The sequence below is a fragment of the Brachybacterium sp. GCM10030252 genome (genome assembly GCF_042666535.1).
Lineage (GTDB): Bacteria > Actinomycetota > Actinomycetes > Actinomycetales > Dermabacteraceae > Brachybacterium.
This window is the reverse complement of sequence record NZ_JBHTDM010000012.1, coordinates 32,867-45,665: the sequence shown is the minus strand read 5'-3', so window position 1 is coordinate 45,665 and position 12,799 is coordinate 32,867. Positions and strand designations below refer to the sequence as shown.

Below are 12,799 nucleotides of genomic sequence, written 5' to 3'. Positions count from 1 at the left end.
GGGGTATCTCGACGCGGTCGTCGTCGCGGTGCCACAGTTGGTGCATGGATATCGCACTCATCGGAGGACATGGCAAGGTCGCGCTCCTGGCGGAGCCGCTGCTGTCGACGGCAGGACACACCGTCAACGCGGTGATCCGCGACCCGGATCAGAGCGCTGACGTCGAGGCGGCCGGTGCCCGGCCGGTCGTGGCCGACATCGAGACCCTCGACGCCTACGGCTGGGACGAGCTGCTGCGCGGCAACGACGCAGTGGTGTGGGCCGCCGGCGCCGGGGGCGGCAACCCTGAGCGCACGTGGGCCGTGGACCGCGGGGCCGCGATCGCCTCGATGGAGTCCGCCCGGCGCGTCGGTGCGACGCGCTACGTGATGATCAGCTACTTCGGGGCCGGGCCGGATCACGGCGTCTCCGAGGACGACCCGTTCTTCGCCTACGCCGAGTCCAAGGCCCAGGCCGATGCCCACCTCCAGGGCACCGAGCTGGACTGGACGATCCTCGCCCCGTCGGGTCTCACCCTCGACGAGCCCACCGGGCGGATCGAGGTGGGCGTCCCCGAGGGCGGTCACGTCTCGCGCGGGAACGTCGCCCGCACCATCGTGGCCGCTCTCGAGCGGCCCGGCACCATCGGGAAGTTCCTCGCCTTCAACGACGGCGACCAGGAGATCGGCGCCGCGCTCGACGCGGCGATCTGACCCCGCTCCGGTTCCCCGGCCCACGGCCCCGGCATCGCCCGATGCCGGGGCCGTCGTGCGTCCATGGGCCCCGGCATGCCCTGCCCTGCGCTGACCTGACCTGCACGAGTGCCGTACCGTGAGGGGGTTTGCTCGCAGAAGGAGGATGTGTGGACGTCGTACGGCGGTGGGCGGCGGTTCTCTCGCTCGCGATGGGGATCTTCGTCCTGATCACGATCGAGGAGCTGCCGATCGGGGTGCTCAGCGTGATGGCACCGGACCTCGGGGTCAGTGAGGGCGTCGGCGGCCTGGCCGTGACCGTCCCCGGCATCCTCGCCGGCGTCGTCGCCGTCGTGACCCCGGTGGTCGTCGGCACCCTGGACAGGCGGATCGTACTGGTGATCGCCCTGGTCTCGGTGGTGGTCTCCTGCGCTCTCAGCGTCATCGCCCCGAGCTTCACCATGCTCCTGCTCGCCCGGCTCTTCGCGGGCATCGCGATCGGCCTGTACTGGGCCGTGATGGCGGTCGTGGCCGTCGGCCAGGTGCCGCGAGAGCAGACCGCCCGGGCGCTGACCGTCGCGTTCGCGGGCTCCGGGAGCGCGCTGGTGATGGGCGTGCCGGTGGCCACGTGGATCGGCACCCATCTGGGCTGGCGGGAGGCCTTCGGCGTGGTCGGCGGCGTGGCCGCCCTGGTCGCCGTGGCGATCGCGGTGCTGGTGCGGCCGGTGCACTCCGCGGTCAAGGTCACCCCGGCGATGATGCTGGTCGCCGCGCGCACCCGTGGCGTCCGGTACGCCGTCGCGCTGACCGGGCTGGTGGTCATCGCCCAGTTCATCACCTACAGCTACGTCAGCCCCATCCTGCTGGAGCGGGCAGGGATCGCCGTCACCGACATCGGCCCGATGCTGCTGACCTTCGGCCTCGCCGGCCTGCTCGGGAACTTCGCCGTGGCGCCGGTGCTCAGGCGCAGTGCACCGCTGGGCGTGCTCGTCGTCTCGGCCGGGCTCGGCCTGTCGCTGCTGGCCGTGGTGGCGCTGATGCAGGGAACCGTCTCGGCATTGGCGATCATGCCGGTGTGGGGACTGTTCGCCGGCGCCGCCCCCGTCGCCATCCAGGCGTTCGTCGGCACCGAGGCGCAGGACGTCATGGAGGAGGGGACCGCCCTGAACAGCGCCGTGTTCAACACGGCGATCGCCCTCGGCGCCCTGATCGGCGGGCTGATCATCGACGCCGCCGGCCAGACCACCATGATCCTGACCTCGGCCGTGATGGTCGGGGCCGGGGTGGCAGTGGCGGTGCGGTACCTCGTCAGCCGATGATGCGCATCGTCTCCGCGCCGCGGGGAGCGTCCTCGCGCACCTCGACGTCGGAGACCCGAGCGGCGGGTGGGCCCTGACGCAGCCAGTCGACCATCGCCTCGACCGCGTCCCCGGCGCCCTCCACGTCGGCCTCCACCGTGCCGTCCAGCAGGTTGCGCACCGTGCCGCCGACCCCGAGACGCTCCGCCTCGGCGGCGGCCGACATCCGGAAGCCGACGCCCTGGACCCTGCCGCTGACCCGCACGATCCGGCGGACGTCGTCAGCGCCTGCCATCACGCGTTGTCCCCTCCCGTGTCGGAGGCCTGGGGCGGCGCCTCCTCGCCGGCCGCGTCGGCATTGTCGTCCCACTGCCAGCCCGCGATCTCGGGGACGTCCTCCCCGTGCTCGTACGCATACGCCCGGGCGCGCACGCGGAGGTCGGACATCTGTTGGCGCAGCCCGGCGTAGCGGGTGGCCAGGCCGGCCCGGTCGATCACGTCCATGACCAGGTGGTAGCGGTCGGCATCGTTGCGCATCAGCATGTCGAACGGCGTCGTGGTGGTGCCCTCCTCCTTGTAGCCGCGCACGTGGATGCGGCCGGTGCGGTCGTGACGGTAGGCCAGGCGATGGATGAGCCAGGGGTATCCGTGGTACGCGAAGATCACCGGCACGTCCTCGCCGAAGATGCCCTGGAAGTCGCGCTCGGAGAGCCCGTGGGGATGCTCGCTGTCGTCCTGCAGGCGCATCAGGTCCACCACGTTGACCACCCGCACCTTCAGCCCCGGCACCTGCTCCCGCAGGATCTTCGCGGCCGCGAGCGTCTCGATGGTGGGGATGTCCCCGGCGCAGGCGAGCACCACGTCGGGGTCCTCCCCGGTGACCTCCGTGCCGGCCCACTCCCAGATGCCCAGCCCGCGGGCGCAGTGGACGATCGCCTCGTCCATGCTCAGCCAGTTCGGGTTCGGCTGCTTGCCGGCGACGACCACGTTGACGTACTGGCGGGAGCGCAGGCAGTGGTCGTAGGTCGACAGCAGGGTGTTGGCATCCGGCGGCAGGTAGACCCGCACGATCTCGGCCTTCTTGTTGACCATGTGGTCGATGAAGCCCGGATCCTGATGGGAGAAGCCGTTGTGATCCTGCCGCCACACGTGCGAGCTGAGCAGGTAGTTCAGGGAGGCCAGCGGCCGCCGCCACTCCAGCTCATTGGTGACCTTCAGCCACTTGGCGTGCTGATTGACCATCGAGTCGACGATGTGGATGAAGGCCTCGTACGAGGAGAACATGCCGTGGCGGCCCGTGAGCAGATACCCCTCCAGCCAGCCCTGGCACTGGTGCTCGGAGAGCATTTCCATCACCCGGCCCGTCGGCGCCAGGTGCTCCTCGCGGTCGTGCGGCTCGAACTCGGCGTTCCACTGCTTGTCGGTGACGTCGTAGACCCCCTGGAGCCGGTTCGAGGCGGTCTCGTCGGGCCCGAAGATCCGGAAGCTGTGGGGGTTCTGGGCGATGACATCGGTCAGCCAGGTGCCCAGCACCCGGGTCGCCTCAGCGGTGGAGGCGCCGGGATAGGGGACCTCCACCGCGTAGTCGCGGAAATCGGGCAGCCGCAGGTCCTTCAGCACGGAGCCGCCGTTGGTGGCCGGGTTGGCGGACATCCGCAGTTCACCCTCCGGGGCCGCGGCGGCGATCTCGGCGCGCAGGGCGCCGGACTCGTCGAACAGCTCCTCGGGGCGGTACGAGCGCAACCAGGAATCCAGGTCGGCCAGGTGCTCCTCGGTGTCGCGGGCGTTGGGCAGGGGCACCTGGTGGGAGCGCCACGAGCCCTCGGTCACCTTGCCGTCGATGGTCTTCGGTCCGGTCCAGCCCTTCGGCGAGCGGAAGATGATCATCGGCCAGGCCGGTCGCGTCGTCTCCCGCCCGGCCTCGGCGTCCTCGCGGGCCTGCTGCTTGATCTGCGCGATCTGGTCCAGGGCCGTATCGAGCACCTCGGCGAAGCGGCGGTGCGCGGCCATTGGATCCTCGTCGTCGAAGCCGCCGCGGAACAGCAGCGGGGTGTGCCCGTAGCCCCGCATCAGGTCCTCGAGCTCCTCGTCGCCGATACGGGCCAGGACGGTGGGGTTGGCGATCTTGTACCCGTTCAGGTGCAGGATCGGCAGCACCACCCCGTCGGTCAGCGGATTGAGGAACTTGTTGGAGTGCCACGAGGTGGCCAGCGGACCGGTCTCCGCCTCTCCGTCCCCCACCACGGTGAAGGCGATCTCGTCGGGCCGGTCGAACATGGCGCCGTAGGCGTGGGAGAGGGCGTAGCCCAGCTCTCCGCCCTCATGGATCGATCCCGGGGTCTCCGGGGCCACGTGCGAGGGGATCCCGCCGGGGAAGGAGAACTGGGTGAACAGGCGAGCCAGTCCTCGCTCGTCCCGGCTGACGGCGGGGTAGACGTCGGAGTAGGTGCCCTCGAGGTAGCTCGCGGCGACCAGTCCCGGACCGCCGTGCCCGGGGCCGGTGATGTACATGGCCTTCAGGCCGCGCTGGGAGATCGCCCGATTGGCGTGGGCGTACAGGAACGTCAGGCCCGGAGTGGTGCCCCAGTGCCCGAGCAGACGCGGCTTGACGTGCTCGCGCTGCAACGGGCGGCGCAGCAGCGGGTTGTCCTTGAGGTAGATCTGCCCGACCGAGAGGTAGTTCGCTGCCCGCCACCACCCGTGGAGCCGCTCGAGCTCCTCGTCGGTGGGGGTCTCGGCGGGGGAGTTCGGCCAGCTGGCAACGGTGGTCATGGCGCCTTCCTGCAGCTCGGGCAACAGAGATCCCGGAGGGGATACGTTCACGGTACGACCCGGACCGGGCCGGCGGAAGGGACCTCCGGCCCGCTCGTGCGATGGACCGGCCTCGCTACTGTGGGCCGACAGCGACGGAGCCGAGGAAGCCGAGGAATCGAGGGGAGTGCCGCATGAGCGTCGAGCGGGTCACGGTCGTGATCGCCACCCGCAATCGCGGCGACGAGCTCGTGGAGCACCTCGGCCACCACGAGGCGCCCGTGATCGTCCTGGACAACGCCTCCACGGACGGCACCGTCGCGGCGGTGCGCGGCGCCCATCCCCACGTGCGCCTCGTGACGCTGCCCGAGAACATCGGCGCGCAGGCGCGCACCATCGGAGCCGAACTGGCCACCACCGATTACGTCGCCTTCGCCGACGATGACTCCTGGTGGGCGCCCGGGGCGCTGGCACGAGCCGTCGACGTCTTCGATGGCCACCCGCGGCTCGGGCTGATCGCCGGCTCCATCGCCGTGGGGCCCGAGGAGCGCCCGGACGCGCTGAACGCCGTGCTCGCCGCCTCCCCGCTGGGCACTGCGGACGACGCGCCCGGCCCGCTGCTGCTCGGCTTCGTCGGCTGCGGGGCGATCGTGCGTCGGGACGCGTTCTTGGAGGCGGGCGGCTTCGACGACGTGATCCGCTTCCCCGGGGAGGAGGATCGGGTGGCGCTGGACCTGTTCGACGCCGGCTGGCAGCTGAGCTACGTGCCCGAGATCCGCGCCCACCACCACCCCTCGCCCCATCGCGAGTCCGCCCGGCGCCGTCAGACCGAGGCGATCCGCAGCCGGATCCTCACCGCCCTGCTGCGCCGTCCGTGGTCGGGAGTGCGGGCCGAGGTCGTCACGGCGCTGCGCTCGGGGACGCGCGGCCGACGGGGCCTGCTGGGTGCCCTGCGCCGCGCCCCGGCCGCCCTGCGGCGGCGTCGCCCGGTCTCGCCCTCGACCGAGGCCGCCCTCGCCCTGGTGCGCTCCGGACCCGCTGCGCGCCCGGCCCGCTCGGCGTCGGACGAGGAGCGGCGATGAGTCCCGACGAGCGGGTGGCGGTCGTGATGATCACCTACAACCGGCGCGACGAGGCACTGCTGGCGATCTCGCGATTGCGGGAGCTGCCCGAGCAGCCGCACGTGGTGGTCGTGGACAACGGCTCCGAGGACGGCACCGCCGAAGCCGTCCGGGAGCGGTTCCCCGAGGTGGACCTGGTGGCCAGTGCCGTGAACCTGGGAGCTGTCGGGCGCAACGTGGGCCTCGAGCGGGTCGGGACGCCGTTCGTCGCCTTCTGTGACGACGACACCTGGTGGGAGCCGGGCTCCCTGCGCCGGGCGGCCGACGCGCTCGCCGAGCATCCCCGCCTCGGGGTGGTCACCGGCAGGATCCTGGTCGAGCCGGGCGGACGCGAGGACCCGATCAACGCCGAACTGCTCCATTCGCCGGTCGAGGGCCCGCCGTGGATGCCCGGCCCGACCCTCGGCAGCTTCCTCGCCGGTGCCTCGATGGTCCGCCGCAGCGCCTTCCTCGCGGCCGGCGGCTTCAGCGAACGGCTGTGGCTCGGCGGGGAGGAGGAGCTGCTGGCGGCCGACCTGGCGACCGCCGGCTGGGAGCTGGTCCACCTGCCGGGCGTGATCGTCCATCACCAGGCCTCCACGCAGCGCGACCCCCGGCTGCGCCTCCGGCACGGGCTGCGCAACACCCTATGGTTCATCTGGCTGCGCCGGCCGCTCGGTGCGGCGCTGCGCCGGACCCGCGACGTGCTGGCCACGGCACCGCGCGATCGGCTGACCGCACTGGCGCTCTGGGACGCGCTGCGCGGAGCCGGCTGGGTGCTGCGGCAGCGGCGCCCCCTGCCGGCCAGGATCGAGCGCCGCTTCCGGGCGCTGGAGGAGGCTCAGCGCCGCAGCACCGCCCGGCGCTATGGCAGACCCAGCGGGCCCCGACAGCGCCGCGGCGACCGATAGTGCCGACGCGGCGCGCGACCCGCCGGCGGACGCGCGGCCCCGCCGGCGGTGGACCCGGTTTGTGCCCTCCGCCGCTGACCGTGAGGATGGGGGCATGGCTTCGATCACCTTCAAGAACACTCCCGTGACCACCGTCGGCGAGCTGCCCGCCCAGGGCTCCCCGCTCCCGGCCTTCGAGCTCGTCGGCCAGGACCTCGGGCCCGTCTCCAGTGCGGACCTCGCCGGCAAGCGCATCGTGCTGAACATCTTCCCCTCGCTCGACACGGGAACCTGCGCGACCTCCGTGCGAAAGTTCAACGAGCTCGCCGCCTCGCTCGAGAACACCGTGGTCGTGTGCGTGTCCAAGGACCTCCCCTTCGCCCAGGCCCGCTTCTGCGGCGCCGAGGGCATCGAGAACGTCGTCACCGGCTCCGCGTTCCGCTCCAGCTTCGGCGAGGACTACGGCGTGACCATGAGCGACGGCCCGCTGGCCGGCCTGCTCTCCCGCGCCGTCGTCGTCGCCGACGCCGACGGGAACGTCGTGCACACGCAGCAGGTGGCCGAGGTCGCCGAGGAGCCGGACTACGACGCCGCGGTCGCCTCCCTGAGCTGACCGTCCTGGCCCCGACCGTCCTGGCCCCGACCGTCCTGGCCCCGACCGTCCCGGCGCGAGCTCCCGCTCCTGACGCGACCCGCGAGCGGGGCCCGGGTGCCCGGACCACGCCCGCGCGGCAGTAGGCTCGGACGTCGTGGAACCCGTCTCGCTGATCGTCCTGCTGGTGATGGGCACCCTCGCCGGAGCGATCAACGCGGCGGTGGGCTCGGGGTCGCTCCTGACGCTGCCGGTGCTGCTCGCCCTCGGCATGCCACCGGGGACCGCCGTGCGCACCAACACGGTCGGCATCCTGTTCTCCACGATCGGCTCGACCCTCGGCTACCGCCGGGAGATCGCCGAGGAGAATGGCAATCTGGCGCCGCTGGTCCTGGTCACGGCGTTGTGCGCGGGCCTCGGCTCGATCCTCCTGCTGCTCTCGCCCGCCGAGGCGCTGGACGTGGTCGTGCCGGTGCTGATCGTCGTCGCCCTCGCTCTGGTGATCTTCCAGAAGCGGCTCACCGCCGCGATCCGCGCGCGGCAGGATCGGCGGGCCGCGCGCGCGGCGTCGGCTCCGCAGCGCAGCCCGTACCGGTCACCCGGTCTCGTCGGCGCGATGGGCGCAGCCTCCGTCTACGGCGGGTACTTCACCGCTGCCCAGGGCATCCTCTACCTGGGGATCCTCGGTGCCCTGACGGGGCGCACGATGGGGTCGGTCAACAGCATCAAGAATCTGATGAGCCTGGTGGTCAACGTCGCGGCCGCGGCCGTCTACGTGCTCGCGCACTTCCTGATCGGCTCCGAGATCGTGTGGCCGGCGACCGCGGCGATCGCCGTCGGCGCCCTGCTGGGCGGCTACTTCGGTGCGCACCTGGCCAAGAAGCTGCCCGACTGGCTGCTGCGCGGGATCATCGTGGTCGTCGCGCTGGTCGCGATCGTCCGCCAGGTCACCGGCTGAGGAACGGCAGGACGCGTGCGAGCACCTCGTCGGGCGGGGACAGGGTCCCGCCGTGGTCCCGGCCGGGCAGGGGGACGAAGGCGGCGCCCGGCATCGTCTCCGCCGCGTGCCGGGACTCCTCGAACCGGGGATGGTCCTCGGTCCCGGTCATCCACAGCGTCGGGACGTCACAGGCGGCCAGCGCCGTCTCGGAGACGCCGGGGGTGGCGTCCGTGGCGGTCATCAGGGCCGCCATCGGCAGCGGGTCCGCGGCCAGGAACGCCTCGCGGGTGGCGCGGGCCCGGCGCGAGCTGACGTCCGGCCCCAGTCGCTGGCCGGCGCAGAACGCCTCCATCCCGCCCTCGCGCACCGCGTCGATGACGCCCGGGAAGAACACGGAGTCCACGGCCCCGCGCTGCGCTGCGGCGGAGCCGCCCAGGCACACCAGATGGGTGACCCGCTCGGGATGCTCGAGCGTCGCGGCGAGGGCCACGCGCGCCCCCAGCGAATAGCCCATCAGGCCGGCCCGGTCCACGTCCTCCGCCTCCAGCACGGCCAGCAGGTCCGCGACGAACCGATCCTGGGCGTAGCTCGAGCTCTCGTGCGGCTTCTCGGAGCCTCCGTGACCGCGCAGGTCCACCCGGATCACGGTGTGCTCGGCCGCCAGCGGCGCGAGGTAGCCCAGCCCGCGCCAGATCGCCCGCGACAGCACCGACCCGTGCAGGAGCACCAGGGCCGGCCCGGAGCCGGAGACGTCGTAGCGCAGCCGGACCCCGTCGGCAGGGGAGTGGACGAGGGGCACGGGATCCTTCCGGCGGTGNGGGGCACGGGATCCTTCCGGCGGTGGGCGGTGGGCGGTGGGCGGTGGGCGGTGGGGGTGTGCGGGGTCGGGCGACGGGACGAGTCCGGCCCGGTCCGCACTGCGGGCCGGGCCGGACTCCAGGACGCTCAGGGGAGGGGTGGCCTCACAGGGCCGCCGAGATCTCCTCGAGGATCCGGTTGAACGTCGGCGAGGGGCGCATCACCGATGCGGACTTCTCCAGATCCGGGCGGTAGTAGCCGCCGATGTCCGCCGGGGAGCCCTGCACCGCGATCAGCTCCTCGGTGATGGTGTCCTCGGCATCGACGAGCTCCGTGGCGATGGGCTCGAAGGCGGCCTTCAGCTCGGTGTCCTCGCTCTGCTGGGCCAGTTCCTGCGCCCAGTACAGGGCGAGGTAGAAGTGGCTGCCGCGGTTGTCGATGGTGCCGAGCTTGCGCTGCGGGGACTTGCCCTCGTGCAGCAGCGTCTCGGTGGCGCGATCCAGCGCGTCGGCCAGCACCCGCGCCCGGTCGTTGCCGGCGGTGCGGGCAAGGTGCCGCAGCGACTCGGCCAGGGCCAGGAACTCGCCGAGCGAGTCCCACCGCAGGTAGTTCTCCTCGACCAGCTGCTGGACGTGCTTGGGGGCGGAACCTCCGGCGCCCGTCTCGAACAGACCGCCGCCGTTCATCAGCGGCACCACCGAGAGCATCTTGGCGCTGGTGCCCAGCTCCAGGATCGGGAACAGGTCGGTGAGGTAGTCACGCAGCACGTTGCCGGTCACCGAGATGGTGTCCTCGCCGCGGCGCACGCGCGCCAGGGTGTGCCTGGTCGCCTCGATCGGAGCCATGATCCGGATGTCCAGGCCCTCGGTGTCCTCCTCGGCCAGGTACGCCTCGACCTTGCCGATGAGGTTGCGGTCGTGCGCCCGCGTCTCGTCGAGCCAGAACACGGCGGGCATCCCGGACTCGCGCGAGCGGCGCACGGCGAGCTGGACCCAGTCGCGGATGGGGGCGTCCTTGGTCTGGCAGGCGCGGAAGATGTCGCCCGCGGCGACCCCGTGGCTCATGAGCACGGCGCCGGAGGAGTCGCGCACCTCGACCTGCCCATCGGCGGCGATCTCGAAGGTCTTGTCGTGCGAGCCGTACTCCTCGGCCTTCTGTGCCATCAGCCCGACGTTGGGCACGGTGCCCATCGTGGTGGGATCGAAGGCGCCGTGGGCCTGGCAGTCCTCGATGGTGGCCTGGTAGACGCCCGCGTAGGACGAATCGGGGATCACCGCGAGGGTGTCCTGCTCCTGGTCGTCCTTGTTCCACATATGGCCCGAGGTGCGGATCATCGCGGGCATCGACGCGTCGACGATGACGTCGGAGGGGACGTGGAGGTTGCTGATGCCCTTGTGGGAGTTGACCATCGCCAGATCCGGGCCGTCGGCCAGGTCCTGTTCGATGGCGGCCTTGATCCCGGCCCGCACCGACTCCTCGAGGTCCTCCGCACCGGCGAGGATGCCCCCGAGGCCATTGTTCGGGGAGAGCCCCGCGGCCTCGAGCTGGTCGCCGAACTGGGTGAACAGCGTCGGGAAGAAGGCGCGCACGGCGTGGCCGAACAGGATCGGATCGGAGACCTTCATCATGGTCGCCTTCAGGTGCAGGGAGAACAGCACACCCTGCTCCTTGGCGGCGGCGATCTGCTCGCGCAGGAACGCATCGAGCGCCTCGGCGCTCATCACGGAGGAGTCGACGACCTCACCGGCCAGCACCGGCACGGAGGGCTTCAGCACGGTCTCGGTGCCGTCGGCGCCGACGTGCACGATCGAGAGGGTGTCCTCGCCCTCGAGCACGACGGACTGCTCACGGGAGCGGAAGTCGTCCTGACCCATGGTCACCACGGCGGTCTTGGAGTCCTCGCTCCACTGGCCCATCCGGTGCGGGTGGGCCTTGGCGAAGTTCTTGACCGCGGCGGGAGCGCGCCGGTCGGAGTTGCCCTCGCGCAGCACGGGGTTCACGGCCGAGCCCTTGACCGAGTCGTACCGGGCGCGGATGTCCTTCTCCTCGTCCGTGGAGGGGGACTCGGGATAGTCCGGCAGGGCGACGCCCTGATCCTGCAGCTCCTTCACGGCGGCCTTCAGCTGGGGGACCGAGGCGGAGATGTTGGGCAGCTTGATGATGTTCGCCTCGGGCGTCTTGGCCAGCTCGCCCAGTTCGGCCAGGGAGTCGGGGACCCGCTGGTCCTCGGGCAGCAGATCCGAGAAGGCGGCGATGATGCGGCCGGCCAGGGAGATGTCACGCGTGGTGACGTCGATCCCGGCGGTGTCCGAGAAGGCGTCGAGGATGGGCAGGAACGATGCGGTGGCCAGCATCGGTGCCTCGTCGGTGTGGGTGTAGATGATGCGCGCCATGTGTCGCGGGGCTCCCTCGGGTCGGTGCGTCATGTGTCTTGACGTCAAGACTAATCGACGGCGGAACGGGGCCGGCGGCGTCGATCCGGTCGCCTCCACGGTACGGGACGCACCCGCCGGCACGCTCCTGGGGAGGACGGTCAGGACGCCGCGTCCGCCTCGGCCACCTCGACCGTCCACGGGTCGGAGAGGACGACGTGGGTGGCGCCCTCCTCATCCACCGTGACCGCGAAGGCGTGCGCGTCGTACGGGCCGGCCTGCAGGGCGGAGCGGATGCAGGTCGTGCGCGTGGTCCAGGCCGTCTCGGACGTGGTCACGCCCTCCTCGCCGATCCATTGCAGGCCGATGTCGCCGGCGTTGCGTGCGCCGGCGACGACCGTGTCGGACTCGGGGGCGGTGAGCACCACTCCCTGGAGCAGGGCGCGGGTGCCGATATCCTCGGAGCTGACCGTGACCTCGGCGTCGACCCCCGCGCCGAGCTGATCTTCGGGGACGGGAGCAGGGACGCTGGTCTCCTGGTCGCTCACGGTGACGCTGAGCCCGTCCCCGTCGCCGACGGGCTCCAGCGGGGAACGGCAGCCCAGAGGGGAGAGATCGGCGGGGATCTCGCCCTCGGGAGCGGTGGCCGCCCCGGGGACCGGCTGCGGCGAGCCGTCGACGACGTCGAACAGGACGTCATCGGACGTGCTCCAGCCGGCGTCGTCCTCGCCGCGGTCGGGCCCGTCGATCCCGCCGCCCGAGAGGGCGAGCAGATACTGCCCGTCCGGCAGCGGGGCGCCGTCGCAGGTGCCCAGTGTCAGCCGGGCCGTCACGGCCGACGGTGCCGCGCCCTCGCCCGGGATCTCGACGCGCTCGCGCGCCACGATCGGCGGAGTCGGGGCTCCGTCGGTCCCCATCTCGTCGTACCCCTCGGCCGGCGCACCCCGGTTCGCCGGGTCGGCGGGGACGACGACGGCCTCGGGGACGAACCCGCCATAGCTGTAGCCGTCCTGGAGCTGGAACGGGCCGCTGACCACGATGTCGTTGCCGTCGGTCCGGACCGACTCCGCGGAGAGCACTCCGGGGCCGGCGGCGTGCTCGGGTGCGTCGGCGTCCCCGCCCGGGTCGCACAGCCAGGAAGGGTCCACCGCGGTGGTCTCGGCCTCGGCCACCGCGGTGGGATCCATCGGCTCCGCGGAGGGGGCGGGCTCGGTGGCCCGGTCTCCCGGCAGGGCGTCGCAGGCGCCGAGCGCGAGCACCACAGCGGCGGCCGCCATCAGTCGCGCCGCACGGGTCCCGACCCGGTGCGCAGTATGCCCGGTCCTCTCGTGCCGGATCCCCACGTTCTCGTCCATCTCGCCCCTTCTCCGTCCTCCGGCTCGCTCCC

General features: G+C 72.1%; 11 protein-coding genes. 6 read left to right on the top strand and 5 right to left on the bottom strand.

Going from position 1 to position 12,799, the window contains the following annotated elements; all coding sequences use genetic code 11:
- Positions 1-44 precede the first annotated feature (44 nt).
- Positions 45-692 carry an SDR family oxidoreductase gene (locus tag ACFQRJ_RS12050; RefSeq protein WP_377019361.1) on the top strand — a complete coding sequence of 216 codons (648 nt, stop codon included), beginning with the start codon at positions 45-47 and terminating at the stop codon, positions 690-692.
- Positions 693-841: 149 nt separating this feature from the next.
- Positions 842-1,990, top strand: coding sequence for an MFS transporter (locus ACFQRJ_RS12045; RefSeq protein ID WP_377019360.1), 1,149 nt, complete (start codon positions 842-844; stop codon positions 1,988-1,990).
- Here the strand turns inward: ACFQRJ_RS12045 and ACFQRJ_RS12040 are convergent.
- Complete coding sequence (locus ACFQRJ_RS12040) at positions 1,980-2,264, bottom strand: acylphosphatase (RefSeq protein ID WP_377019359.1); 285 nt, start codon at positions 2,262-2,264, stop codon at positions 1,980-1,982. The genes ACFQRJ_RS12045 and ACFQRJ_RS12040 overlap by 11 nt on opposite strands.
- Positions 2,264-4,741, bottom strand: a complete 2,478-nt coding sequence (locus ACFQRJ_RS12035; protein WP_377019358.1) for a phosphoketolase — start codon at positions 4,739-4,741, stop codon at positions 2,264-2,266. The genes ACFQRJ_RS12040 and ACFQRJ_RS12035 overlap by 1 nt, the downstream gene beginning before the upstream one ends.
- 173 nt (positions 4,742-4,914) lie before the next feature.
- On the opposite strand from ACFQRJ_RS12035, the gene ACFQRJ_RS12030 reads away from it, so the two are divergent.
- The 4 genes from ACFQRJ_RS12030 (at position 4,915) to ACFQRJ_RS12015 (ending at position 8,260) form a co-directional block, all read left to right on the top strand.
- Positions 4,915-5,802: a glycosyltransferase family 2 protein gene (locus tag ACFQRJ_RS12030; RefSeq protein WP_377019357.1), complete on the top strand. Its 888-nt coding sequence runs from the start codon at positions 4,915-4,917 to the stop codon at positions 5,800-5,802.
- Positions 5,799-6,731: a glycosyltransferase family 2 protein gene (locus ACFQRJ_RS12025; protein ID WP_377019356.1), complete on the top strand. Its 933-nt coding sequence runs from the start codon at positions 5,799-5,801 to the stop codon at positions 6,729-6,731. The genes ACFQRJ_RS12030 and ACFQRJ_RS12025 overlap by 4 nt, the downstream gene beginning before the upstream one ends.
- A gap of 94 nt (positions 6,732-6,825) precedes the next feature.
- On the top strand, positions 6,826-7,323 hold the full coding sequence (gene tpx, locus ACFQRJ_RS12020) for a thiol peroxidase (RefSeq protein ID WP_377019355.1): 498 nt from the start codon (positions 6,826-6,828) through the stop codon (positions 7,321-7,323).
- 136 nt (positions 7,324-7,459) lie between these two features.
- A complete protein-coding gene (locus ACFQRJ_RS12015) occupies positions 7,460-8,260 on the top strand; it encodes a sulfite exporter TauE/SafE family protein (protein ID WP_377019354.1) in 801 nt (266 codons plus the stop codon).
- On the opposite strand, the gene ACFQRJ_RS12010 is transcribed toward ACFQRJ_RS12015, so the two are convergent.
- The 3 genes from ACFQRJ_RS12010 to ACFQRJ_RS12000 all read right to left on the bottom strand — a co-directional run bounded on the left by ACFQRJ_RS12010 (position 8,250) and on the right by ACFQRJ_RS12000 (position 12,767).
- A complete protein-coding gene (locus ACFQRJ_RS12010) occupies positions 8,250-9,041 on the bottom strand; it encodes an alpha/beta fold hydrolase (protein ID WP_377019353.1) in 792 nt (263 codons plus the stop codon). The two genes, ACFQRJ_RS12015 and ACFQRJ_RS12010, sit on opposite strands and share 11 nt — an antisense overlap.
- 163 nt (positions 9,042-9,204) lie before the next feature.
- Complete coding sequence (locus ACFQRJ_RS12005; RefSeq protein WP_377019352.1) at positions 9,205-11,433, bottom strand: NADP-dependent isocitrate dehydrogenase; 2,229 nt, start codon at positions 11,431-11,433, stop codon at positions 9,205-9,207.
- 140 nt (positions 11,434-11,573) lie between these two features.
- A complete protein-coding gene (locus ACFQRJ_RS12000; protein ID WP_377019351.1) occupies positions 11,574-12,767 on the bottom strand; it encodes a hypothetical protein in 1,194 nt (397 codons plus the stop codon).
- Positions 12,768-12,799: the final 32 nt, after the last annotated feature.